Source organism: Nocardia mangyaensis (assembly GCF_001886715.1).
Lineage (GTDB): Bacteria > Actinomycetota > Actinomycetes > Mycobacteriales > Mycobacteriaceae > Nocardia > Nocardia mangyaensis.
Window position 1 is genome coordinate 1,914,947 of record NZ_CP018082.1, and the last position, 22,437, is coordinate 1,937,383.

Below are 22,437 nucleotides of genomic sequence, written 5' to 3' on the forward strand. Positions count from 1 at the left end.
CGAAGCCATCGCCAGGAACGACTGGGAGGCCTTCGCCGAAATCGAGTACCTGCGCGACCACTGGAGCGTGAAGCAGTGGTCACCCGGACGCACGGGGTACTACTGGTACTTGACCTTCGACGACCCGGACCTGGTGGGCTTCGCCGCCGAACGCCGGCGCGGACTCGGCCTCACCGGCCTCGACGCGGTGCCGCCGGACGGTTTGCACATCACGATCAGAGGTGTCGGCGACACGACGGCTGTCCCCGACGAGCATGTCGATGCGCTGGTTTCCTCTGCCCGCGAGCGGCTTTCGGACGTGAAGCCGTTCGATCTGACCATCGGCCCGCTCGCCGGCTCTCGAAGCGCGATCCGATTCTCGGTCGCTCCGTGGGACCCGCTGCTCGATGTCCATCGAGTTCTTTCGGCATGCTCAGGCGAGGTATCGCCTGATCCGGCCGCGCGTGACGTACCGGGCTCGCCGTCGCGATTTCGACCGCACCTGGGAATCGCCTACAACAACACCGACCGAGCCGCGGCAGCCGTCATCGCCGCAGTCGCCGCGCAGCGGACACCGGAGCGGATCTCTGTCCGGGTGGACACTGTTGAACTGGTTGTTCTCCGGCGGGAGGGGCGCTGCTACCGCTGGGATACGCGCGCTGCCATCGCGCTCGGAGGCTAACGGTTGCTCTCCAGTGCGATGAGCAGCCGCGAGGCGCGTCGCCAATCCGCCTATCGCTCGATGTAGTCACGCGACGGCCGCGGTAGTGGGCTTCCAAGAGAGCGTCGAGTTCGTTCGCCTGTTGCCACACCGAGCGGATCGGCCGGTCCTCCGAGGCATCCAGCGCCTCGATCCCGAACTGAACGGCCTGCTCGACATCCTCCGGGGAACGCTGGAGCGTGAACGCGCTCGCCATATCCAAAGTCACCAGCGCACGGCTCCAGACCGAGTCCGACTGCGAGACAGACTGGCGTCGGCCAGGCCACCGTACTCGAGAACCTTGTCGAATCTCCCCGCGGCGCCACTGCCGTCGCGGCGTCGGCCAGGAGCCGGGTCATTCCGTACGGTCTGAACGTGAGCGAGAGCAGGAACCCTGGGATGATTGGGGGCTGCTGCAGGATCGGGTGACAGCTTCACCTATCCCCTGCAACAGCCCCCCGCAGGCCCCTGGCGTCCGACCAAGTGCAGTCACGTGGCGGTCACCTCGATAGATACGACCTTGGACTTGGTGCAGAGACGTCGTCGGCCCTACTGCTGGGTAGCTCCACGCGTGATAGCATCCGGCGGCGGATTGATGCGGAAGGGGCCGCAACGATCGTTGATGCTCAGGGGGAGTCGATGACGGCGGACAATCAAGGTGCACCTCCCTCTCTCGGCGGGATTCCTGCCCCTCTGGCACAGCTCGGTGCTAATGCAGCTGCGGTAGCGGCTGCCGCTGCCCAGCAAAAGGTGTCGGCGGCGAATTCGCGAGCGAGCGCGACCGACCAAGCACTGCTGGCCAAGAACGCGGGCATTGACCCGGACTTCGTCGCCAGTGAGGAGAACTTCGGCGCATTCTCACATACCGATATCTACCAGCACGCCCAAGCGATGAACGTCGAAGGTCTGCGGACGGCCCACAGCTTGTGGTCGGCGGAATGCACGCGGTTGTCGGACCTGTCCATGTCTCTGCAGATCTCGATTCTCGGATTGATGAACGACGGGGAATGGAAGGGCCAGAGCGGGGATGCCGCTCGTACGGCTGTCGGCGCGCTCGGTGGAGCGACGAGGCAAATCGCGGACGTGTTCTCCACGGTGTCGGATCGGCTCGACGCGGCCGCGTGGGCTGCGGAAGCCACTCGGCTCGCGGTGCCGCCGCCAGTGGCTTCGTCAGCGGTCGCCGCGCCGAATCCGGATGATCCGACGTCGATGATCATCCCTGGCCTCCTCAATCCCGCGACTGTGGCGGCGGACCAAGACGCACAGGCCGCGGCGGAGAACGCCGCGCGCGCCACGATGAACACGTTGTACGCTCCCTCGTTTCCCACGACGGGGAACGCGGTCCCAGCCTTCACCGAGGCGCCTCGGTTCGGCGAGAACGGCGCACCAGTGGTCGGGCAGGGCTCGCAGAACGGTGGCGGCTCGAATGCCGACCCAGGCAGCTCGAAGGAGCCTGACTCGCCAGAGACCGCCGTGCCGACATCTGAAGTCCCGCCGAGCACAGGGCCGGAGGGCGCGAGCGGTGGTGACTCATCCAGCGATGCCGGCGACGGGACCAGTAGTAGTTCGTCGGCACCCGATCAAGGCGAATCGACGACACCGGCGAGTACCGCCACCACGCCGAGCGCAGCGCAGACCACGCAGCCAGGAGGCCAACCGGGTGCCGCGCCGAGCGCGAGTTCACCTAACTCCGCAGGTTCGGCAGGTGGTTCGAGTTCGCCGGGCGCGGGAGGGCAGGCGGGGGCGCCCGCCCCGGGCAGGTCGGTTCCTGGGCCTGTCGCCAGCCCTCGCGCCCCAATGGGCGGCGCGGCAGGTACGGGCCGCGTCGTGGGGTCGCCGACGGGAATGGGTCCGATGGCCCCCGGCGGCGCCGGAGCCCGCGGCAAGGGCGGTGACGACGAAGGAGAACACCGAGCACCGGACTATCTGCGGGGCGTTCATCCCGACTGGCTGGCAGGGATCCAAGCGCCCACCGTAGTGCTCGGCGCCGATGCCGAATCAGCCGCTCCCGTGACAGAACCCTCGCAGCCCGCACCGCAACACATACCAACACAACCAGCGCCGGTCCCCTCGATTCGACGCGAACCTGAGTACTCACCATCCCCGCCGGTACGGGACAAACCTGCGGCCACACCAGTTCAAGAATCGACACCACCGCGATCAAGCGAACCTGAAGTACCGCAGCCCGAGCCACCTGCGCTGTCAGCTGAGATCGCGAGTCTGCTCGCCCAGCACGGTCTTTCGGGGACCTCGCAATCGAGCACGCCGTCGAGGGACACGCAGTGACTGACCTGCGGACATGGACGTTGTCACCTGACGAGTTCGCGGCACTGTGGCACCGTGAAACGCGTCTCGACGCGTTCGACTATCCGAGCCCGATCACGATCCGCGAGACCTTCGGGACCCGCGCCGCCCAACAGCGATTCGCGGCCGACGCTCTGTCTGTGCGGTTCCCTCCCGGAGACGACCAAGGTCTATCGGCGGCTTTCACGGTTCTCGCTGGTGCTGACACGCGGCTTCGATGTTCGGCACGGCTGGCGGGTGGGCTCGAGGTCCGGGCCCACGGCGCGGTGTTGGGTGCGGTTGGTGTGGTCGCGTACCAGTACACGACGGCATCCGAGCCGTCGACGCCCGTCATGATCGCGCTGGTCCGGCGGGCCAGTGTCCCGTCGCGCCTGTGCGCAGTGCTGCCGCCGACTCCGCCGGGTAGCGCGGGGCGGATGGCGGGTTTCACACCACGGGTGCGCGGTGAGGAGCCGCCGACGCGATGGGGCGTGATGCCGGACGGGAAAGCTCCGGTCGAGGAGCGGATCAGAACGTTGGTCCGTCAGCGCCGATCCGGCGAAGGATATTTCGAGGCAGCCCGGGGACTCGACACCGATCGTCCACAGCCCGCCCACTACGTGAGCTTCATCGATGTCGCCGAGGGACGACCGACGAGCGGGCGATACCTGATCACCGTCGACGAGAACGACACCCGTGTCGTGCCGGTGTCCCCGACGACGCTTCCTCACGAACTGCTCACGCACATCCGAGAACCCGCCCCGTCCGACGAGAGGAGTATCGGTGGCTGAGAAGGTCAACTACGGGGAAGCGGACATCACCGCTTTCACGCAACGCGCGAGTGCCGGCGAGTTCAGTTTCGAACCCGATGCGGTGAGGGCCGCGGTGAAGGAGATCGACTCCTACATCCACGAGCTGATCGTGTCACGTGGCAAGATCGCGAGCGGGGAGAGCGCCAGCGGATTCGGCACGCTCCCGTCGGGTATGGAGCTTCAGCTGGGCTTTCAGAACAAAGCTCGATCCGCTGGTAGCGCGATCAATCAGCTGATCGAGGGCGCGATGCAGATCCAGGAGGGGTTCCTTCGATCCGCGGGGCTGATCGAAGACGCCGACAGTGTGAGCGCTCGCCGAATCGCTCTGATGGCCAGCACGGTTGAGGGACCGCAATGACGAGGAACGGTCGGCGCCTGCTGCTGGCAGTGCTGGTGCTTGCGCTGGCGCCCGGTGCCTGTGCGACGCAGGAGTCAGATTCGCCCGACAGCCCGTCTGCCACGACCACGACCACGACCCCGACCCGGACCTTCGCGGCGCCGGTTGGTGATCCACCGCAGCAGGGTCGAGGGACGAAGATTCCCGTTCGGTGGGACCCGTGTGTCGAGATACCCGACTCCACGGTGTCCGCTGCCGGGTTCGCCCCGGACACCCGCGAACGATCGGATGCCATCAACTATGACTACGCGTTCATCGGTTGCCAGTTCGAGCGCCAGGAAGACGTGCGTGGTCAGATGCTTGGAACAGGACTGATGTTCGTATCATCAGCGAACATCGGCCTCGAACAGATACGTGAGCGCGAAGACGAAGAGGAGTTCACCGTCAACGGACGGGCTGGCGTCTTCTATCGTGATCGTCCTGCCGAAGCCTGCTTGGTGGCGTTTCCCGGACCGGATGGCGTCGTTCACATCAGTGTCTCGAGCTCCATAGCACTCACTGATTGGAACGCGTGCGATCACATCGATGGGATCGCTGGTGCGATCGAACCCCTCGTCCCGAAGTGACGGAAGCCGACAACTGATATGACGAACTCCTTGGACCCACTTCAGCAGAAGACATCGAACCTGGTGTCCGCGCTCACCTCGACCCGCTCCACGGCCACCGCCGCGGACGGGCTGATCCAGGTCCATGCCAGCGCGGACGGCGAAATATCCGTCCAGATCGATGACAAACTCCTGGTGCTTGGTGGCGCGGGACTCAGCAAACTGATCACCGAACTCGCCGCGCACGCGCTGCGCACGGCCCGAACGAACGCTCAGACGATGCTGGCGGAGTTCCGGTCCGACCCTCGGGTCGCGGCCGCTGTCGCCGACACCGTCGACGCGATGAACGGACCACTGCCCGAGCAGTCACATACGTTCGACGTCACCGACCGACCCCGCGACGAGTTCGGGCGGCAGGCGGCGGTGGACGAACGACGAGCGGGATCCGAGGACGGTTTCTCGCACCGAAACACCTGGGGGAGATAGGTCATGGGTAGTGGTCTCGCTGATTCGCTCGACATCAACGCCGATGACGCGCTCGCGCTCGCGCGGGGGATGCGTAGCTATGCCGCCGAGGTTGCTTACGGCACGGTCGCGCCGAGCAACTTCGGGTGGGCAGCGAACGCCGTCCGCTTCGGGTTCGCCGACTTTCGCCTGGCCGATGTCTGTGCGGCCAAGTCCACCGAAACCGCGTCAGCGAACAGCGCTTTGAGTGACGCGCTCCAAGCGATCGGCGACAACACAGTCAAGTGTGTCGATGCTTTCCATGACACCGACCACGCCACCAAACTTCGGATCGACAACTTGTCGACCTGGAAGACCGGCTCATGACCGGACCGGCGACGAAGACCCAGGCCTATGCCATCCAGCCGGGAGCGTTGGAAGCCCAGACCACTGAGTGGCGCTCCTTGCACGACCGGCTCGTCACCAATCTCGATCTGGCACAACGTGACTACGCGGGATCGACCAGTTACTGGGTCGGCAACGCCGGTGATCGTGCTCGCGAGACGACAGCGAGCACTGTCACCGAGGGCCGGAAGATCACTGACGCACTCAACAGTGCGATCACCGCGGGATCCAACGGTCAGTCGAGTATCGCCGCGAGCAAATCAACCGCCACGGCCGCGATAGACCTCGCGGAGAAGGACAAGTTCTCAGTCAGCGAAGACGGCACCGTCACCGCCCCCGACGCCCGCTTGTCACTGCCCGACGCGCAACCCGACGACCTCGTCGCCGCTCAGGCCGCCCTCGACGCGACCGCGAAGAACGTCTACGAGCCACCGATCAAAGCCGCCCTGCTCGGGCTGGGCCAGGCGATCGAAGACACCACCGTGGCGATCGAGAAGGCGTTCGAGAACGTCGGCGCCATCAAACCGGTCGCCGACTCCGTTCTGGTGAGTCTGGGCGAACGCAGCCAGCAGGTACAAGACATCCTCGATGGCAAGGCGACTCTGCCGGCGGGCACCCAGGAATTCCACGATCTGTGGTCCACGCTGTCCGATGAGGACAAAGACGCGCTCTGGAACCAGGACCAGTATCTGGGCAATCGTGACGGTATGCCCGCCACTGACCGCGACCACTACAACCGGCTTCTCCTCACCGAGCAGATCGCCGAGACACGGAACGCTCTTGATGAAGCGAAAGTGATCGCCGGTGACAAACACGATCAATGGATGAAGTACTCGGGGACCGCCGAAGGGGAGCGGTGGCTGGAGACCCAGCCCGGCTACACCGAGTGGAAAACCAAGATGGACCAGTACGCACGCCTCGACGACCTTACCGCCACGGCCTCAGCTATCGAGCCGAACGCCGACACCGGCGAACCGCGCATGTTGTTGGGTTTGGACGACAAATCGGGTGAACGTGTTCAGGCGATCGTCGCCGACGGTAACCCGGACACGGCATCTCATGTCACCACGTATGTGCCGGGAACCGGGTCGCAACCCGCCAAGCTCGAAGGTGACATGGAGCGAGTGGACCGCATGACCGACCAAGCCGAGAACTCTGGTGCAGCCAAACCGGTGACCATCGCTTGGATGGGATATGACGCGCCGCCTGAGCTCGGAGACGCGACGCAGCGTGACTACGCGGCGGCGGGGGCTCCGGCGTTGAACGCGTTCCAGGATGGACTACGGATAACCCATGAAGGTGAACCGTCCCGCAATACTGTGCTCGGACACAGTTACGGTACAACCGTCGTCGGGTTGTCGGCGGCGGAGGGGCGGACCCTAGACGCCGACACGGTTGTGATGGTGGCGAGTCCCGGCGCTGGCGTGGATTCCGCACGGGATCTAAGCCTGACCGGTGTCGAGGACGGACAACAATACAAACACGTCTACTCCACCCGAGCGGAGAATGACCCAACTCCGCTGTACGAGAACCTCCCTGGGTGGATTCCCGGCGTCGACCGGCATGGCGAGGACCCGACCGAGTCCGAATTCGGCGGTCAGGTGTTCACTTCCGACCCGGGCTCGCGTACCCCCCTGGTGGGGTACAGCGGTGCCTCGCACAGCGAGTATTGGGAACCTGGTAGCGCGTCGCTGGTCAACATTGGGCAGATCATCGCGGGAAATCTTGGTGAGGTGAGGTACGAGTGAGACGAATCCGAGTACTGGTACCGATCGCGGTTGCTGTGTTACTGGCTGTAGTAGGTTGCGGATCGACATCAGAAGGACCCCACGTGGACGAGTCACTCACCGCAGTAGACGCACAACTCAAGATTCGGTCGTACATGTCCGAGCTACTCGCGGAGCTTCCCACTGGGACGGCGTTGTCCAAGAAGCCTGACAACCCGGATCTCGCGACCAAGAATCGTCGAAACCCCATCGCGAATCCGTGCTGGGAGGGCAACGTTCAGTCGGACGGGCCGCGGTACCTCAGTATCGGGTACTGGATCGTCGGTCTGCCGGCTGGTTCGACGACCGAGTATTTCGAGCGGATACCTGAACTGTGGCAGAGCAAAGGCTGGGCCACGGAACCGCAAGGGCGGACAGTGGTAAAAGCGAAGATCCCGGACGGTTTCGGGTTCCAGCTCCAAGATGCGGGGAAGGGCGATGGCTCGCTCAGCCTCACTGGATTCTCCCCATGTGTGCCGGAAGCAACGATCGATGCGATGGAGAACGACCCATTCACGATCACACAGCCCTGAACTAGAAGCCGCGCAGCCGGTCAGGTCGGGACAACTCCGACCCGCTGTGCCAAACGGCCGAGATCACCGGTCGTCAGGTCCCGCCGCGCGCTCCGCATCATGTGCCCGACCAGCTCCCGAACGGGGGCCATTGTGCGCACGTGCTGTGGCGCGGCGTGTTCGGCGCGCAGCAGCGCGTACAGCGAGTCTCGGTAGTTCTTCTTCATCGCGTACGCGCGGCCCGTCTCTACGAAATACTGAGCGCGTCGACCGTCATTGGGCAGATCCACAGGCGACAACGTCGGTGCGAGCGCCAGCACCTGGCCGGGTTCGCGCCGCTCCATCGCCGCCGACATCCGCCACAGTGTGACGTTCGCGGGGCCGAACGACTCGTTTCGTGCCACCGATGTGCTGGACCGGGCATCGGCGAGCCGAGCCGCCTGCTCGGCCGCTTCAGTGAGGTGGGGTTCGGGATCGCCGCCCAAGGTCGCCTCGACGATCGAACCCTGTAGATGCAGCATCCCGAACGTCTCGACCTCGCCGACCGTGCGCACATCGGCGGCGATCTTCTCGGCGGTCTCGGTCGTGGTCGCCAGCGCCGCGGGCAGTGCACCAGGGCGCGACAGCATGATCTGGCCCTGGGCGAACGCGGCGGCCGCGATCGGCGCGACGCCGCCGATGTGGGTGGCGGCGCGTTCGGACTCCTGTGCGGCTGTCCACGCCAGCGCGTAGTAACCCCGTGCTCGCAGCGCCGACGCGACACCGTATGTCACGGTGGCGAGAACATCCCACGCGCGCTCGGCGTGGCCGCCCGCGGCGCCGCGGACGTGACGGTAGGCGTCAGTCAGCATCGGAGCGAGGAGCGGTCCGAGCGTGGCGTAGTCGCAATCGTTGCGAAGCTCGGTTGCGGTCCGTGCGAGAGCGGCCAGTTCGTCGAGAGTATGAGGTGGCGCTAGATCGGTAATGTTGCCGCGCGACCACAGCACAGTCTCCAGCTCGGGAACGGCGGCGTGGAACCCCGCTGTGGATGGATCCAGCTTGTCCTGCTCATGGCCGGTCAGGTCACCGATGGTGACCCCGAGCGCCGCTGCCAGTGCGAGCAGTATCCGACGTGAGTCGATCGGCCGTTCACCGTTCTCGTACTTGGCGATCGCGCCCCGGCTCAACCCTGTCCTGTCGGCCAATACCTGCTGCGAGATTCCCCGGCGCGCCCGGATCTCGCGCACCTTTTGCCCGATGAAGCGGTCGGCGTCCATGAACTCTCCCGTCGATGACCTGACAACCCACATCGTACGTCCGTTTTTCCGCCTGATCCCTGTGTTGTCCCGCGGCGGGACAAAGTGACGCGGGGTTGCGGCCAATGTCGTTCCAGCCCCGCCGCCGGGGTGATGGCAGGGCGCCCGCCCGCCACCTCGGGCTCAGTGAGCTGCACCCGATGGCGAAAGCCCCCGGCGGTGGGTGCATCCACCGTGAACCAACGAGGAGGGACCGTGCCGCGACACCGACATGTACCGCCGACGAACCGATGCACTCCGCTTCAGGAAACCCGATTTCCCGTAATCGGGCCGCAGATCCATCGCAGCTGGCAGGGCGGGGGGTCGCGATGACACAGGACAATTCGACGACTTCGTCGACCTCTGATGGGTCCAGTCTCGACCGCTTGGTCGAACTCCTCGAGTCGATGAGGGAAGCAGGGTGGGTTGAGGCATCGCCCGTGCGACTCTGCCTCGATACCGGCACGACCGACAGTAGCGGGTAGTGAGTATGGCCTCGACAAGTTCGTCCGACGCGGCGTATTCCGAAACGCCGCGTTCGCGATGTGAGTTCTACCGCGACGTCTGTTTGTTGCCGACGGTGGTCGATCCTGAGTCGGGTCGAATCACCATGCGGGCCGGGTTGATCGGCGCCGTGATGATGCCCGCCGGTCTCGCTCAACGCGTTCGAACAACGCTCGATCAACGGGGTGTCGCACCGCTGTCGATCATCAGCCACCCGAGAGCAGCCATGTGGACTTTTCTCGTGCGCACCGATATCCGACCCATGGGGGACCCGGCTGATGTGGCGCGACTGTGGCGGGCGAGAGTCGTCGTCATCCGAGAAGGCGACATCGCACTCCCGTCTCCGACATCCGATCCGCTTGTGGCCCGAACATGGATATCACCGGCCATCAGTGCGTTTCGGCCGTCGGGAGCGGTTGTTCTCGAGTGTGCTCGTGCCTGCTTGCAGATGCGGAACCCGGGATGAGGTCGGATTCGCGACCGAACTGCACACGAGCCTTCATGCCATCGGTATGGCCTCGGGTGCGCCAGCGCACCTCACACTGTGCCGATCGTCAGCCGAGGTGAGACGCGTTTCCGGAGGTCTACTTCCGCTCAGAACTCCGGGGACGCCGATCTCCCGGGAACCAACCATCCCATCAATCATGAAACGCCTAGGAAGAGGTGAAACGGTGTTTTACACCACCTGGTACGAAACGTGCGGCACCGGGCTATCGACGCTGCAACGCAGCCTCATCGCTCTCGAGCACACGACTGCCAATCAGCGTGGGTACAGCCCGGACCTGATACCAGCACTACTACAGACTCCGGCTTACGCCCGCGCGGTCTTGTCCGTGTGCGTCTCGGTACTCCAAATCCCCGACGACACCGAAGAGACAGTCACCGCGCTCTTGCAGCGGCACACCATCCTTGATGCACCTGGCCGCCGGTTCCACCTGCTCATTGGTGAGACCGCGTTGTTGCGGAAGGTAGGCGCTGCGGACGTGATGGCAGACCAGGTCCGATTCCTCCTGGAAATTCTGGCTACCCGCGAAAACGTAGAAATCGGGATCGTGCCCCTGGATTCCGAACTGGTCGCTCCGGCTGCGAATTTCGTGATCCCTGACGAGTCGATCGTCGACATCGAAACTGTCACCGGCTTCGTCACCGCCACGGGCGCCGAGGAGATCGCGTCGGCAGTGAGAACCTTCGATCTGATCGCCACCGTGGCTGCCTACGATGACGGTGCTCGCGTCATCCTGAACCGAGCACTGGCCACCCACGTCATCGGCTGCTCGCAGGCGGCGCTCACGTCGAATATTGGCCAGGGTTCCCCCTGAACCCCTGGACGATCCACGTCGAGTCCGAGCTCGTTCACGTTAATCCCTTGTGTACCAACATGGTTGCTGATCAGGACCGGCGTATAGGATCAGTCGAAGTGCGGGCAGCATTGAGCCGGACCTACTGGCCGTAGCTGCGGCGCAGGTTCGCGTTGATGAGTTTGTCTATTCGGTGGCGTAGGTGGCCAGTCGTGGAGTCGTCGGGGAGTGGGTCGTCGACGTACAGGGTCCAGCGTAGGTCGGTGCCGGAACCACCGTCGGAGGGGAGATCGAACTGAAGGCGGGCGTCGGGGCGTCGGGGCCACAGCGAACTCCACACCACGAAGTGGGGGTAAGTGCTGTCGAGGACGGTGGGGCGTTGCTCGTCCCGGAGGAGGTTGAGCCATGGGCGGGTGGGGTCGCGGTCGGGGTTGGTGAGTGATTCGAAGATGGCGTGCGGGGGTGCGGGCTGGTTCCGCTTTCGGCTGCCGATGACGTGCATTCCGCGGAGCGTATCCGGATGAATCGGGCGTGGAGACCGACTGAGAGTGAGTGTCGTGCCAGGGGTGCGCGCTGATTCAGGAGCTCAGTTGGTCGCTGAGCTCGGGGAGGCCGGATCGCGCTGCCTGTGCGGCGAGAAGCTCTCGCAAGGGCTGGGGGATCTCGGTTCGAATGTCGGACAGGGCTGTCCAGAACGCTGGATCGGTTGTGGTGAAGGTGCTGATCAGGTCTTCGAGGTCGGGGGCCTCGTTGAGCAGGGTCAGGGATCGGGTGCGGGTGGGGGTGTCGAAGGCGAGGACGATCGGGAGGAGAGATGCCCACTGGTTGTGGGTGTGGGCCTGTTCGATCAGGGCGGTGAGTGAGTCGTCGGATTCGGTGGCGACTCGCGCTGCCACGCACTGCGATTGGGTGGGGGTCAGGTGGGCGGCGAGGGGGAGCAGGTCTGACCAGAGGTCGTGGGTGAGGGCGGTGTCGGTGATGGTGGTGAGGGCCTCGGGGGTGTGGAGGAGGGGGCGTTGGGTGAGGTGTTGGAGGGCGGTGGGGGTCATGCCCGCGGCTACCGGGAGGAGGGTGTCCCAGGCGTCGAGTTCATCGACGGCGGTGAGGAGGCCGTCGATGACTTCGTCGTCCTGGTCGGCGGCGATGTCGCCGATGCGGGAGCGTTCGGCGGGGCCGAGGAGGTCGAGCAGGGTGATGGCTTCGGGCCATTGGTTTTCGGTGTGGGTGGCGCGGAGCATGCCGGGGATGCGGTCGGCGACCAGGGTGAGGAGGCGGTCGGCGGCGGAGGTGTTCTCGAGGTAGTAGCCGACGTGCAGGAGGTCGATGTCGGCGGCGTGGGGGAGGGCGGCGCGCAGGGCCGAGTCGGGGACGGAGCCGGCCAGGCGGCCCATGGTGAGGTAGTCGCCGCGGCGGATGAGCTCGCGGGCGACGGCGGCGGCCATCGAGGTGGGGACGTGGGTGATGACCTCGGCGGCGCGGTGCGGGTCGAGGGTGACGGTGGCGTCGGCGAGGAAGCTCGGGGACAGCGAACCGGCGATGGCGACGGCTCGGGCCGGGTCGACCGATCCGGCGACGGCGGCGGCGAGGACGGGGCCGAAGGCGGCCTCGGTGATCTTGGCGGCGATGGGCGCGGGGACGAGTTTGGCGGCGGCGCCGATGCGTTGCATGCGGCGGGCGTCTCGGCGGGAGATCAGATCGTTGACCTGGTCGCGGAAGGCGCGGATCGCAGCCGGTGGGAGCTCGGCGAGGAATGCCAGGTCGGCCGGGTCGGGCTGGTCGAGGACGCGGGCCAGCTTGGCGATCTCGGCGGTCGTGTGGTGGGTGGCGGTCACAGGCCGAGCACCTTCTTCACGGCGGGACGGGCCAGGCGGGGGATGTGCCGCATGCCGGCGTCGAGGGCGTTGTTCAGGGCGGCTTCGCGCTGGTCGAGGGCGTGGTGGACGAAGCCGTCGAGGCGGGTGAACTCGTCGGGGGAGAGGGCGGCGAACTCCGGCGGCGGTGGGGTGCCGAGTGTCGTGGTGAGTTGACGCAGGGCATCCGGCACGGGCTTCTCCTTCGATGGTGTCCGACAGGTTTCGTACTGTCGGTACGGAGCGTGATACTGCCGGTACGGTGGCCGAATGTAAAGCCTGCTGGATCTGTGTCGGGCTGCTGCGGACCTCGGTGGGGTGCGCGATCGTACTGGCGGTACGTGTAGTGTCGAGATCCGTGACCCGTGCCAAACGACCGCCGCCGGTGAGCCGGGACGCGATCGTCGACGCGGCCATACGGGTCCTCGACCGCGACGGCCCCCGGCCGAGCATGGAGGCCATCGCGGCCGAGGCGGGGATCACCAAACCGCGGCTCTATCGCCAGTTCACCGACAAGGGCGACCTCTACACCGCCATCGGCAGCCGCTTCGCCGACACGGCCTTCGCGGCGACCGGCGCCGACCTCACGCTGCTGCTCCAGCCGCCGCGCGAGGCCATCGCCAGGGCGCTCGGCGACTACGCCGCGGGCATCCTCGACCACCCCGATGTCTTCCGATTCCTGGCGCAGGCCCAGACCGGATCGACCAGGGACGGTTCGGTCTGGCAATACGACCTGAGCAGCGCCGTCGCGAACCGATTCGCGAAACGGGCACGCGCGGTGGCTGATTCGATTCCGCTCGACACCGAGGGCATCGACTATCTGGCACGCGGGATAGTCGGGGTGATGATCGCGCTCACCGATCTCTGGCTGACCGAACCCATGCCGGACCCGGCGGAATTCGTCGATCGGGCCGGGGAATTGGTGTGGGGGATGATCAACGCGTTCCTGCGTGGACGGGGTGTCGACGCCGATTCGGACGTGCCGATCTTCGTCACCCTCGCGGCGCTGAACCAGGACAGCGACTGAGGGAGATTCTCGGCGTCGGATCGCGAGTTCGGAGAACAAAACGATCACGGTCTCGCGCAATCGCGTCGGATAGGAGATGCTGTCTCCTGACATGCGACACGCGGGCGCGGCGTGACATTTCCGCGACCTTTTCGTAATGTTGCAGAGACCTAATTATCGACAGTAGCTGGTGATCGAGAACGTGCCTGGTCAACATCGGAAAACGGCCCCTGCCCCTGGGAGTCGTGGGGCTCTGGGTGTCTGTGGGCTCGCCATGACTGTTCCGGCGATGCTGTGGATGGCGTTCAAACCGAGCCCGGCGGTGCCGGAGGCTGCCGCGGCCGAGCCGCGGTCGACGTCGAACATCGAGCTCGATCCGATCGCCGCCGCGGCACAGCACACCGAGCTCGAGCCCGAGTCCGGACTCGAGCCGGTGGCGGCCGACGACGAATTGGCGGCTCTGTCGGCGATGAAGGCCAAGCTGCTGTGCTCGACGGACCTGCGCGGCGCCAAGCCCCATGTGGCACAGGTGGGGCGGCTGATCCAGCAGACCTTCGGTCTCCACGACATCGGCGGCGCCGAGGGGCGCTGGGACGGCGACCACGGCTCGGGCCTGGCGCTCGACTTCATGACGCCCAACGCCGCGGTCGGCGACACGATCGCCGAGTTCGTGCTGGCCAACAAGGAGCGCTTCGGCGTCACCTATGTGATCTGGAAGCAGCGCTACAACGACGGCAACGGCTGGTCGCTCATGGAAGACCGCGGCAGCTCGACCCAGAACCACTACGACCACGTCCACGTGTCGTTCCACTCCTACGGCGCGGCGAACCTCACCTGCTGACTGTCACTGTTGGTTGGTGACGCGTATTCCTGCGCCTTCCTGAGCAATTCGCCGCGCGGAACCGGTGGCGCTCGTACGGTGTAAACGCATCGGCTCGACGAGGAGGTTCTGCGCGATGGGACGACTGACCGGCAAGGTCGCGGTGATCAGTGGTGGCGCTCGGGGGATGGGGGCGGCGCACGCGCGCCGATTCGTCGCCGAGGGGGCCTCGGTGGTGCTGGGTGACGTGCTCGACGACGAAGGCGCGGTCGTGGCGAAGGAACTCGGCGCCGCCGCGATCTACCGGCACCTGGACGTGCGCGAACCCGAGCAGTGGAGTGCGGTCGTCGCGGCGGCGGTCGAGGAGTTCGGCGGGCTGCACGTGCTGGTGAACAACGCGGGGATCGTGAACGGGAACCTGCTCGTCGACTTCGCGCTCGCGGAGTGGCAGCGGATCATCGACATCAACCTGACCGGGACCTTCCTCGGGATGCAGGCGGCGGTTCCGGCCATGCTGGCGGCCGGTGGTGGTTCGATCGTCAACATCTCCTCGGTCGAGGGGATGCGGGGCAGTCCCGGGCTGCACGGGTACACCGCGACGAAGTTCGCGGTGCGTGGGCTCACCAAGTCGGCGGCGCTCGAACTCGCGCCACAGGGCATCCGGGTGAACTCGGTGCATCCCGGTCTGATCAGCACGCCGATGACCGAGGGGATCCCGGCCGACTTCCTGCAGATCCCGCTGGCACGGGCGGCCGAGCCGGACGAGGTGTCCGCGCTGGTGGCGTACCTGGCCTCCGACGAATCCTCGTACTCGACCGGGGCGGAATTCGTCGTGGACGGCGGGCTCACGGTGGGCGTACCGCACAAGTAGCGGCGCCCTCGATCGTGTCGATGCGTGGTCGGCTGCGCCGAACGATGCGACTTCGGCGGCCGGATCGAGCATGATCGAGGGATGGCCCCCAACAGCGCGAAATATTTGATCAGCAACGGCACCGACGACCGGGTGTCACTTTTCGACGACGGGCGCGTGAAGGTCTGGTCGACCACCCACCTGTGGACTGAACTGAGCCGGGAGCGTCACAACGCGCTCGGCGAGACGGTGCTGCTCGGTTTCGGGCGCACGCTGGACACCCCGGGACCCGTGGATCGACGTCAGCAGCCCGACGCGGAGTTCTCGCTCGACCCGGAACAGGGTCACACGGTCGCGGCGACCGTGGCCGCCGACAACGGGACGTTCGTGCAGTTCTTCCACGACGGCACCATCGCGGTCGGCAACGACGGACGCGATCTGGTGAGTGTGTTCAACGCGGGCCGCGAGTCGAACACGACCAGGGGTGGTGTGAACGGTGTCGGTGGCTCGGTGATGGTCACCTTCGGCGGGAGCTACCGGCCGAGGACCGTGCGCGAGAACGACTTCCAGGTGGAGCTGGCCGAGACGACCTCGCCACGGCCGAACCGGCTGTACAAGGACGAATTCCTCGTGAAGTAGAAACCCGGGATGGGGGCGGCCGAGCGGTCGCCCCCGGTCCGGTCAGCCGTAGTGGCAGACGTAGTGCATGGTGTCGACGACCTCGATGTCGAACGAGCTGTCGCCGGGCACCTCGAACGACTCCCCACCGCGGTAGGTGACGGCCTCGCTCGCCCCGGCCAGGGTCACCTTCGCCTCACCGGCCACCAGCTCCATGACCTCGGGCGCACTGGTGGTGAAGGTCAGCGCCGACGGCTGGATCACGCCGACCGACTTCGCGGTGCCATCGGGCAGCTCGAGGCTGTAGCTGACGCATTTGCCGTCGAAGTAGACATTGGCCTGCTTGGTGACGGAGACGTTCTCGAACTTCGACATGGGTCCTTCCGAGGAGTGAGGGGACCCTGAGCTTAGCTGCCGAAGCGGGCGAGGACGGAGCTGGCTTCCTGGGACGCGGTGCCACCCTGGGCCAGGTGATTCATGGCCTCGGGGATCTCGCGGCCGTGGTGGGCCATGGCCTGGGCGTAGAGACGGCCGGCGCGGTACGACGAGCGGACAAGGGGACCGGCCATCACACCGGCGAAGCCGAGCGACTCGGCGAACTGGGAGTGCTCGACGAACTCTTCGGGCTTGACCCAGCGGTCGACGGGGTGGTGGCGGGGGGAGGGGCGCAGGTACTGGGTGATGGTGAGGATGTCGCAGCCCGCCTCGTGCAGGTCGCGCATGGCCTCGGTGACTTCCTCCGGCGTCTCGCCCATGCCGAGGATGAGGTTGGACTTGGTGACCAGGCCGACCTCGCGGGCGGCGGTGAGGACGGCGAGGGAGCGCTCGTAGCGGAAAGCGGGGCGGATGCGCTTGAAGATGCGCGGGACCGTCTCCAGGTTGTGGGCGAGCACCTCGGGGCGCGAGGCGAAGACCTCGGCGAGCTGGTCGGGGTCGGCGTTGAAGTCGGGGATGAGCAGTTCCACGCCGGTGTTCGGGTTGAGCCGCTTGATGGCGTTGACGGTTTCGGCGTAGAGCCAGGCGCCGCCGTCGTCGAGGTCGTCGCGGGCCACCCCGGTGATGGTGGAGTAGCGCAGGCCCATGGCCTGGACACTCTCGGCGACGCGGCGGGGCTCGTCGCGGTCGAGGGCGGCGGGCTTGCCGGTGTCGATCTGGCAGAAGTCGCAGCGGCGGGTGCACTGTTCGCCACCGATGAGGAAGGTGGCCTCGCGGTCTTCCCAGCATTCGAAGATGTTGGGGCAGCCCGCTTCCTCGCAGACGGTGTGCAGGCCTTCGCGTTTCACCAGGCCCTTGAGCTCGGTGTACTCCGGGCCCATGGTCGCGCGGGTACGAATCCACTTGGGCTTGCGCTCGATCGGGGTCTCGGCATTGCGCGCCTCGATGCGCAGCAGCTTGCGTCCGGCGGGGGCAGAAGCGTCTACGGAGCTCACTGGATCGACTCTACGCTCGGGGCCTGCGTGTTCGCCGGGCCGGTGGTGCGATCAATGTCATGGGGCTGAACGGGAATTTCGCCGTCGAGGGCGGCAACGATCGCGGCGGCGACGAGCGGCTCGAGCTCGGCGACGGTGACCTCGCGGCCCAGTTCACGGGTCAGCGTGGTGACGCCGGCGTCCTTGATGCCGCAGGGCACTATCGCCTGGAAACCGTCGAGGGCGGAATTGCAGTTCAGCGAGATGCCGTGCAGGGCGACCCCGCGTTGCACGCGCACCCCGATCGCGGCGATCTTGCGTTCGGAGAACAGCTCGGTGGCGGGCAGCCAGACGCCGGAGCGGCCCTCGACGCGACCACAGTCGACGCCGAGTCCGGTGACCACCTGGATCAGCGCCTCCTCCAACCGTCGGACGTAGTGCACGACGTCCACCGGCTCGGCCAGCCGGATGATCGGATAGCCGACCAGCTGACCCGGCCCGTGCCAGGTGATCTTGCCACCGCGGTCGACCTGCACCACCGGACTGCCGTCGATCGGCAGATCCTCGGCCTCGGTGCGGCGGCCCGCGGTGTAGACCGACGGGTGCTCGAGCAGGAACAGCCGGTCGGAGCCTTCGCCCGCGGCGCGCTGCTCGGCGGTCTGCCGCTGCAGCTCCCAGGCGGCGTGGTAGTCGATGAGTCCGAGATTCTCGACCACGATCGGGGTCGAATCGAACCGTGCGGACGCGAGGGGGCGCGTGTTGTTCACGTCCCTGACGTTACGCCCACGGCCGGAATCCGGTGCAGGTCGGTCAGGAGGCGAATAGGAGCCGGACGGCCTCGCGCGCCCACCTGGTTCGTCAGCGCGGCCCGAGCTCGGTCGGCGCGAGCCCGAACAGTCGCGCGAGCACCGGCACACGCCCCGCGTAGTCGGTGGGGAGATAGCGTTCCCGGCTGGTGGTCCACGGCTGACCGGACTGTGGATCGTATTCGCTCGGCATCGGCACCTCGCGGGGCGCGAAGGCTGTGACGCCGCGGGCGCGGCTGGTGTATACGGCCCGCCACAGGTGATCCTGGAAGGCCACCACACCCGCGACGTCCTCGGAGGCGGCCGGACCACGGAGTGCGGCGACCTCGGCGGCGACGCCGTCGGTGGACAGGTAGACCAGCGTTCCGTCGGCAGCACGGGTCGGATCGATGGACACGACATCGCGCAGCCCGTACTCGGAACGCAGCACCGTGGCGATCTCGGTCTGGGCGTACACCGGGATGTCGCGTCCGGCTCTGGCCGCGACGGTGGCCGCGGCGAGCGCCTCGTTCACCGGGCCGGGGTCCCCGACGGTCCGCTGCGGATCGACGCCCTCGGGAATCCGGTTGCCGAAACTGAAGGCGATGAGGACGGAGAACTCGCGTGTCTCGGCTGTCGGCACGGTCCACAGGGCGGCCGGTTCCTCGATCGGTGGCGCCGCGAGAGCCGGGCTCGTCGCGAGGAGGGGAAACGACAGCGCCGCCACCACAGCGACGAGTGCACGACGGGTTCTCATGCGCTCGATGTTTCGGCAAACCGACCGGTATGCGCAACCGTGCGGTGACCCGGCGCCGAGGATTTCACGTGTGCCCCGGCTGCTGTTCAGCGGTGGTTCATCGGGAAGGTCAGCTGCAGGAGGGTCAGGTCCATCCAGCGGCCGAATTTGTGGCCGACCTCGGGAAGTTCACCGACGACGCGGAAGCCGAAGCGTTCGTGCAGGGTGATGGAACCGGAGTTGCTCGATTCGATCGCGGCCACCATGGCGTGCACGCGGTGGGAATCGGTGGCGCGGGTGATGAGTTCGGTGAGCAGGGCGGTGGCGACGCCGCGGCGCTGGAAGCGGTCGTCGACGTAGACCGAGTTCTCCACCGTGAAGCGGTAGCCGGATTTGGGGCGCCACTGACCGTAGGAGGCGTACCCGGCGACCTCGCCGTCGATCTCGGCGATCAGGATCGGCATGCCCGCGGCGGAACGGTCGGCGAACCAGGTCAGGCGGTCGTCGAGGTCGACCTCGTCGGTGTCCCAGATCGCCGTCGACTCGGCGATATTGGTGTTGTGGATCGCGAGGACGGCGGGCAGATCGGCCTTGTCGGCGTCGCGGATCCGCATCAGCGGTTCCCGGATCGGCCGACGGCGGCGGCCAGCGCGGCACCGATCGTCGGATGCTGGAAGGTGTATCCGGCTTGCTCCAGCGCGGCGGGGATGGCGCGTGGTCCGTGCAGGATGGCCTCGTCGGCGAACTCGCCGACCAGGGCGCGCAGGGCGAAGCCGGGGACGATGAGTGGTGTGGGCCGATGCAGCGCCCGGCCCAGCGCGCGACCGAACTCCGCGTTGGTCACCGGCGCGGGACCGGCGGCATTGATCGGGCCCGACACCTCGGGATGGGTGAGGGCGAAGGCGATGGCGCCGACCTCGTCATCGAGGGAGATCCAGGGCGTGTACTGACGGCCGCTGCCGAGCCGGCCCCCCAGCCCCAGCCAGTACAGCGGGTGCAACATGCTCAGCATTCCGCCGTTGGGGGCGAGGACCACCGCGCTGCGCACCAGCACGGTGCGCACGCCCGCGGCGGTGGCCGGGGCCGTCGCGGCCTCCCAGTCGCGACACAGCGTCGCCAGGAAACCCGTTCCGGCGGCGGCCGTCTCGTCGACGATCGTGTCACCGGTGTCGCCGCCGTAGTAGTGCGCGCCGCTGGCGTTGACCAGCGTCGGCACCTCCGCCGCGGCGACCGCGGTGGCCAGGACATCGGTGGGGGTGATGCGGCTGTCACGCAGCTCCTGCTTGTAGCTGCCGGTCCAGCGGCGACCACCGATACTCGCACCGCACAGGTTCACCACCGCGTCGGCCCCGCGCAACGCCCGCTCGTCGAGCTGGGCGCGCGCGGGGTCCCACGCGAATTCGTCGGGTGCGGCGGCCTCGCGCCGGACCAATCGGGACACCACGTGCCCGTCGCGGCGCAGGGCCGCGACGAGTGCTGTCCCGATCAGTCCGGACGAACCGGCGATCACCACCTGCATGGTCGGCGAATACTCCGGCTACAGGCCGAGATCGGCCTCGAACGCCGAATCTTCCAGCCGGTTCTTGATGGTGGTGAGGAACCGGCCCGCGTCGGCGCCGTCGATGAGCCGGTGATCGTAGGTCAGCGGCAGGTACACCATCGAGCGCACACCGATGGACTCGCCACCGGTCTCGTCGGTCATCACCACCGGGCGCTTGACGATCGCGCCGGTGCCGAGCATGGCCGCCTGCGGCGGAACCAGGATCGGGGTGTCGAACAGCGCGCCCTCGGAGCCGATGTTGGTGATGGTGAAGGTGCCACCGGACAGCTCGTCGGGCTTGAGCCCACCATTGCGGGCGCGGTGGGCGATGTCGGCGATCGCGCGGGCCAGCCCGGCCAGCGACAGGTCGCTGGCGTTGTGGATGACCGGCGAGAGCAGACCCTGCTCGGTGTCGACCGCGATCCCGAGATGCACCGACGCGTGGTAGGTGATCTCCTTGGAATCCTCGTTGTAGGAGGCGTTCACGTTCGGGTGCACCCCGAGGGCCTCGACCACGGCCTTGGCGAAGAAGGGCAGGTACGTCAGGTTGACGCCCTCGCGCTCCTTGAACGAGGCCTTGGCGAGCTGACGCAGATGCGCGATCTTGGTGACGTCGGCCTCGTGGACCTGGGTCAGCTGCGCGGTGCTCTGCAGCGATTCGCGCGTCTTGGTCGCGGTGATCTGGCGGATCCGGCTGGCCTTCTGCGTGGTGCCGGTGAGGGCGGCCAGCTTGGGCGCTGCGGTCGGCTTGGCAGGCGCCGACGCGGGTGCGGCGGCGGCCGGAGCCGGGGCGGGGGCCTTCTTGGCCTCGGCGGCGGCGAGCACGTCCTGCTTGCGGATGCGGCCGCCGACACCGGAACCGGTGAGGGTCGTCAGGTCGACGTTGTTCTCGTCGGCCAGCTTGCGCACCAGCGGGGTCACGTACGGGGTGCTGCTGCCGTTGGCGGAGGACGCCGGGGCAGGAGCGGACGCGGCCGGAGCCTTGGCGGGAGCCGGTGCCGGAGCGGGCGCTGGGGCCGCGGCGGCGGGCGCGGGAGCCGGCGTGGGCTCAGGCTCGGGCGCCTTGGCCGGAGCCGGTGCCGGTGCGGGCTCGGGAGCGGGCGCGGCGGCGGGCGAACCACTGCCGATCACACCCAGCTGACCACCCACGGCGACGATGTCGTCCTCCTGCGCCGAGATCTCGAGCAGCGTGCCCGCGACCGGCGAGGGGATCTCGGTGTCGACCTTGTCGGTGGACACCTCGAGCAGCGGCTCGTCGACGGCGACGCTGTCGCCCACGGCCTTGAGCCAGCGGGTGACGGTGCCCTCGGTGACCGACTCGCCCAATTCGGGCATCTTCACCGGGGTGCCATCGGCGGCGGACGCGGCGGCGGGAGCCGGTGCGGGCGCGGATTCGGCGGGAGCCTGCGCGGCGGGCGCCGGTTCCGGCTCGGGGGCCGGTTCGGGTTCGGCGGCGGCGGGCTCCGCGGCGGGCGCGGCAGGGGCGGCTTCGCCCGCGTCGCTGATCACGCCGAGCTCACCACCGACCTCGACGATGTCGTCTTCCTGCGCGACGATCTTCGACAGCACACCGGCGGTCGGCGACGGGATCTCGGTATCGACTTTGTCGGTGGAGACTTCGAGCAGCGGTTCGTCGACCTCGACCGTGTCTCCTTCCTGCTTCAGCCACCTGGTCACCGTTCCCTCGGTGACGCTCTCACCAAGAGCCGGCATCTGGACGGAGAAGGCCATAGTCCTCTGACTCCTCTGACTGTTCGACGGGTAATACAACAGTGCTTCGTCCCGGTGGACTCCCGTCGCGGGTCGCGGCGGACGTCCACCCCAACCTTCGCGGCGGGGCGCCCGGGAGCGTTGGTTCTTGTTCCGGCAACCATCCTTGCACTCGCTCGCCGCGTGCGTAGCGC

At 67.0% G+C, this 22,437-nt stretch carries 25 protein-coding genes; 13 read left to right on the plus strand and 12 right to left on the minus strand.

Features of this window, described 5'->3' with window-relative positions; genetic code table 11:
* Positions 1 to 109: 109 nt before the first annotated feature.
* Positions 110 to 661, plus strand: a complete 552-nt coding sequence (locus tag BOX37_RS08635) for a 2'-5' RNA ligase family protein (protein ID WP_167659914.1) — start codon at positions 110 to 112, stop codon at positions 659 to 661.
* Between the two features lie 890 nt (positions 662 to 1,551).
* On the opposite strand, the gene BOX37_RS08640 is transcribed toward BOX37_RS08635, so the two are convergent.
* Positions 1,552 to 1,896: a hypothetical protein gene (locus BOX37_RS08640; protein WP_156910336.1), complete on the minus strand. Its 345-nt coding sequence runs from the start codon at positions 1,894 to 1,896 to the stop codon at positions 1,552 to 1,554.
* A gap of 1,371 nt (positions 1,897 to 3,267) precedes the next feature.
* On the opposite strand from BOX37_RS08640, the gene BOX37_RS33835 reads away from it, so the two are divergent.
* The 7 genes from BOX37_RS33835 to BOX37_RS08675 all read left to right on the plus strand — a co-directional run bounded on the left by BOX37_RS33835 (position 3,268) and on the right by BOX37_RS08675 (position 7,864).
* Positions 3,268 to 3,753 carry an ESX secretion-associated protein EspG gene (locus BOX37_RS33835; RefSeq protein ID WP_156910337.1) on the plus strand — a complete coding sequence of 162 codons (486 nt, stop codon included), beginning with the start codon at positions 3,268 to 3,270 and terminating at the stop codon, positions 3,751 to 3,753.
* Positions 3,746 to 4,132 (plus strand): hypothetical protein, encoded by a 387-nt coding sequence (locus BOX37_RS08650; protein ID WP_071927194.1) that lies wholly within the window; start codon positions 3,746 to 3,748, stop codon positions 4,130 to 4,132. Before BOX37_RS33835 ends, BOX37_RS08650 begins: the two co-directional genes overlap by 8 nt.
* Positions 4,129 to 4,737 carry a DUF3558 family protein gene (locus BOX37_RS08655; protein ID WP_071927195.1) on the plus strand — a complete coding sequence of 203 codons (609 nt, stop codon included), beginning with the start codon at positions 4,129 to 4,131 and terminating at the stop codon, positions 4,735 to 4,737. The genes BOX37_RS08650 and BOX37_RS08655 overlap by 4 nt, the downstream gene beginning before the upstream one ends.
* 18 nt (positions 4,738 to 4,755) lie before the next feature.
* On the plus strand, positions 4,756 to 5,202 hold the full coding sequence (locus BOX37_RS08660; protein WP_071927196.1) for a YbaB/EbfC family nucleoid-associated protein: 447 nt from the start codon (positions 4,756 to 4,758) through the stop codon (positions 5,200 to 5,202).
* 3 nt (positions 5,203 to 5,205) lie between these two features.
* Positions 5,206 to 5,547 carry a hypothetical protein gene (locus tag BOX37_RS08665; protein WP_071927197.1) on the plus strand — a complete coding sequence of 114 codons (342 nt, stop codon included), beginning with the start codon at positions 5,206 to 5,208 and terminating at the stop codon, positions 5,545 to 5,547.
* A complete protein-coding gene (locus BOX37_RS08670; protein ID WP_071927198.1) occupies positions 5,544 to 7,313 on the plus strand; it encodes an alpha/beta hydrolase in 1,770 nt (589 codons plus the stop codon). The genes BOX37_RS08665 and BOX37_RS08670 overlap by 4 nt, the downstream gene beginning before the upstream one ends.
* An 83-nt stretch (positions 7,314 to 7,396) precedes the next feature.
* The gene (locus BOX37_RS08675) at positions 7,397 to 7,864 is read left to right on the plus strand and encodes a hypothetical protein (protein ID WP_071927199.1); all 468 of its coding nucleotides are present in this window, start codon (positions 7,397 to 7,399) and stop codon (positions 7,862 to 7,864) included.
* A 20-nt stretch (positions 7,865 to 7,884) separates the two neighbouring features.
* Here BOX37_RS08675 and BOX37_RS08680 read toward each other — a convergent pair whose 3' ends face one another.
* Positions 7,885 to 9,099, minus strand: coding sequence for a helix-turn-helix domain-containing protein (locus BOX37_RS08680; protein WP_071927200.1), 1,215 nt, complete (start codon positions 9,097 to 9,099; stop codon positions 7,885 to 7,887).
* A 1,193-nt stretch (positions 9,100 to 10,292) separates the two neighbouring features.
* On the opposite strand from BOX37_RS08680, the gene BOX37_RS08690 reads away from it, so the two are divergent.
* On the plus strand, positions 10,293 to 10,940 hold the full coding sequence (locus BOX37_RS08690) for a DUF5753 domain-containing protein (RefSeq protein WP_071927202.1): 648 nt from the start codon (positions 10,293 to 10,295) through the stop codon (positions 10,938 to 10,940).
* Positions 10,941 to 11,061: 121 nt separating this feature from the next.
* Here the strand turns inward: BOX37_RS08690 and BOX37_RS08695 are convergent, their stop codons facing one another.
* The 3 genes from BOX37_RS08695 to BOX37_RS08705 form a co-directional block, all read right to left on the minus strand.
* Positions 11,062 to 11,421 (minus strand): hypothetical protein, encoded by a 360-nt coding sequence (locus BOX37_RS08695; protein WP_071927203.1) that lies wholly within the window; start codon positions 11,419 to 11,421, stop codon positions 11,062 to 11,064.
* 76 nt (positions 11,422 to 11,497) lie between these two features.
* Positions 11,498 to 12,751 carry a hypothetical protein gene (locus BOX37_RS35755; RefSeq protein WP_071927204.1) on the minus strand — a complete coding sequence of 418 codons (1,254 nt, stop codon included), beginning with the start codon at positions 12,749 to 12,751 and terminating at the stop codon, positions 11,498 to 11,500.
* Positions 12,748 to 12,963 (minus strand): hypothetical protein, encoded by a 216-nt coding sequence (locus BOX37_RS08705; RefSeq protein ID WP_071927205.1) that lies wholly within the window; start codon positions 12,961 to 12,963, stop codon positions 12,748 to 12,750. Before BOX37_RS08705 ends, BOX37_RS35755 begins: the two co-directional genes overlap by 4 nt.
* 164 nt (positions 12,964 to 13,127) lie before the next feature.
* On the opposite strand from BOX37_RS08705, the gene BOX37_RS08710 reads away from it, so the two are divergent.
* From BOX37_RS08710 to BOX37_RS08725, 4 genes are all read left to right on the plus strand, one after another.
* Positions 13,128 to 13,796 carry a TetR/AcrR family transcriptional regulator gene (locus BOX37_RS08710; RefSeq protein ID WP_240505272.1) on the plus strand — a complete coding sequence of 223 codons (669 nt, stop codon included), beginning with the start codon at positions 13,128 to 13,130 and terminating at the stop codon, positions 13,794 to 13,796.
* A 253-nt stretch (positions 13,797 to 14,049) separates the two neighbouring features.
* Positions 14,050 to 14,616, plus strand: a complete 567-nt coding sequence (locus tag BOX37_RS08715; protein ID WP_240505273.1) for a VldE C-terminal domain-containing protein — start codon at positions 14,050 to 14,052, stop codon at positions 14,614 to 14,616.
* Positions 14,617 to 14,731: 115 nt separating this feature from the next.
* The gene (locus tag BOX37_RS08720) at positions 14,732 to 15,466 is read left to right on the plus strand and encodes a glucose 1-dehydrogenase (RefSeq protein WP_071927207.1); all 735 of its coding nucleotides are present in this window, start codon (positions 14,732 to 14,734) and stop codon (positions 15,464 to 15,466) included.
* An 81-nt stretch (positions 15,467 to 15,547) separates the two neighbouring features.
* Positions 15,548 to 16,084, plus strand: a complete 537-nt coding sequence (locus BOX37_RS08725) for a hypothetical protein (RefSeq protein ID WP_156910338.1) — start codon at positions 15,548 to 15,550, stop codon at positions 16,082 to 16,084.
* A 42-nt stretch (positions 16,085 to 16,126) separates the two neighbouring features.
* Here the strand turns inward: BOX37_RS08725 and ppnP are convergent, their stop codons facing one another.
* The 7 genes from ppnP to sucB all read right to left on the minus strand — a co-directional run bounded on the left by ppnP (position 16,127) and on the right by sucB (position 22,264).
* The gene (gene ppnP / locus BOX37_RS08730; RefSeq protein ID WP_071927209.1) at positions 16,127 to 16,438 is read right to left on the minus strand and encodes a pyrimidine/purine nucleoside phosphorylase; all 312 of its coding nucleotides are present in this window, start codon (positions 16,436 to 16,438) and stop codon (positions 16,127 to 16,129) included.
* 32 nt (positions 16,439 to 16,470) lie between these two features.
* Positions 16,471 to 17,493: a lipoyl synthase gene (gene lipA / locus BOX37_RS08735; protein WP_071927210.1), complete on the minus strand. Its 1,023-nt coding sequence runs from the start codon at positions 17,491 to 17,493 to the stop codon at positions 16,471 to 16,473.
* A complete protein-coding gene (gene lipB, locus BOX37_RS08740; RefSeq protein WP_071927211.1) occupies positions 17,490 to 18,239 on the minus strand; it encodes a lipoyl(octanoyl) transferase LipB in 750 nt (249 codons plus the stop codon). The genes lipA and lipB overlap by 4 nt, the downstream gene beginning before the upstream one ends.
* A 91-nt stretch (positions 18,240 to 18,330) precedes the next feature.
* Entirely contained in the window at positions 18,331 to 19,014 is a 684-nt protein-coding gene (locus tag BOX37_RS08745) for a hypothetical protein (RefSeq protein WP_071927212.1), read from the minus strand.
* Between the two features lie 86 nt (positions 19,015 to 19,100).
* Complete coding sequence (locus BOX37_RS08750; protein WP_071927213.1) at positions 19,101 to 19,607, minus strand: GNAT family N-acetyltransferase; 507 nt, start codon at positions 19,605 to 19,607, stop codon at positions 19,101 to 19,103.
* Positions 19,607 to 20,512 carry a TIGR01777 family oxidoreductase gene (locus BOX37_RS08755; protein WP_071927214.1) on the minus strand — a complete coding sequence of 302 codons (906 nt, stop codon included), beginning with the start codon at positions 20,510 to 20,512 and terminating at the stop codon, positions 19,607 to 19,609. Before BOX37_RS08755 ends, BOX37_RS08750 begins: the two co-directional genes overlap by 1 nt.
* A gap of 18 nt (positions 20,513 to 20,530) precedes the next feature.
* Positions 20,531 to 22,264: a 2-oxoglutarate dehydrogenase, E2 component, dihydrolipoamide succinyltransferase gene (sucB, locus tag BOX37_RS08760; protein ID WP_071927215.1), complete on the minus strand. Its 1,734-nt coding sequence runs from the start codon at positions 22,262 to 22,264 to the stop codon at positions 20,531 to 20,533.
* Positions 22,265 to 22,437 lie beyond the last annotated feature (173 nt).

Coding starts and splice junctions, on each gene's coding strand:
- BOX37_RS08640 (WP_156910336.1), bottom strand. CDS start 1,896: ATGATCATCGACGTCGGATCATCCGGATTCGGCGCGGCGACCGCTGAC.
- BOX37_RS08655 (WP_071927195.1), top strand. CDS start 4,129: ATGACGAGGAACGGTCGGCGCCTGCTGCTGGCAGTGCTGGTGCTTGCG.
- BOX37_RS08660 (WP_071927196.1), top strand. CDS start 4,756: ATGACGAACTCCTTGGACCCACTTCAGCAGAAGACATCGAACCTGGTG.
- BOX37_RS08665 (WP_071927197.1), top strand. CDS start 5,206: ATGGGTAGTGGTCTCGCTGATTCGCTCGACATCAACGCCGATGACGCG.
- BOX37_RS08670 (WP_071927198.1), top strand. CDS start 5,544: ATGACCGGACCGGCGACGAAGACCCAGGCCTATGCCATCCAGCCGGGA.
- BOX37_RS08680 (WP_071927200.1), bottom strand. CDS start 9,099: ATGGACGCCGACCGCTTCATCGGGCAAAAGGTGCGCGAGATCCGGGCG.
- BOX37_RS08695 (WP_071927203.1), bottom strand. CDS start 11,421: ATGCACGTCATCGGCAGCCGAAAGCGGAACCAGCCCGCACCCCCGCAC.
- BOX37_RS08715 (WP_240505273.1), top strand. CDS start 14,050: ATGACTGTTCCGGCGATGCTGTGGATGGCGTTCAAACCGAGCCCGGCG.
- BOX37_RS08720 (WP_071927207.1), top strand. CDS start 14,732: ATGGGACGACTGACCGGCAAGGTCGCGGTGATCAGTGGTGGCGCTCGG.
- BOX37_RS08725 (WP_156910338.1), top strand. CDS start 15,548: ATGGCCCCCAACAGCGCGAAATATTTGATCAGCAACGGCACCGACGAC.
- ppnP (WP_071927209.1), bottom strand. CDS start 16,438: ATGTCGAAGTTCGAGAACGTCTCCGTCACCAAGCAGGCCAATGTCTAC.
- BOX37_RS08745 (WP_071927212.1), bottom strand. CDS start 19,014: ATGAGAACCCGTCGTGCACTCGTCGCTGTGGTGGCGGCGCTGTCGTTT.
- BOX37_RS08750 (WP_071927213.1), bottom strand. CDS start 19,607: ATGCGGATCCGCGACGCCGACAAGGCCGATCTGCCCGCCGTCCTCGCG.
- BOX37_RS08755 (WP_071927214.1), bottom strand. CDS start 20,512: ATGCAGGTGGTGATCGCCGGTTCGTCCGGACTGATCGGGACAGCACTC.
- sucB (WP_071927215.1), bottom strand. CDS start 22,264: ATGGCCTTCTCCGTCCAGATGCCGGCTCTTGGTGAGAGCGTCACCGAG.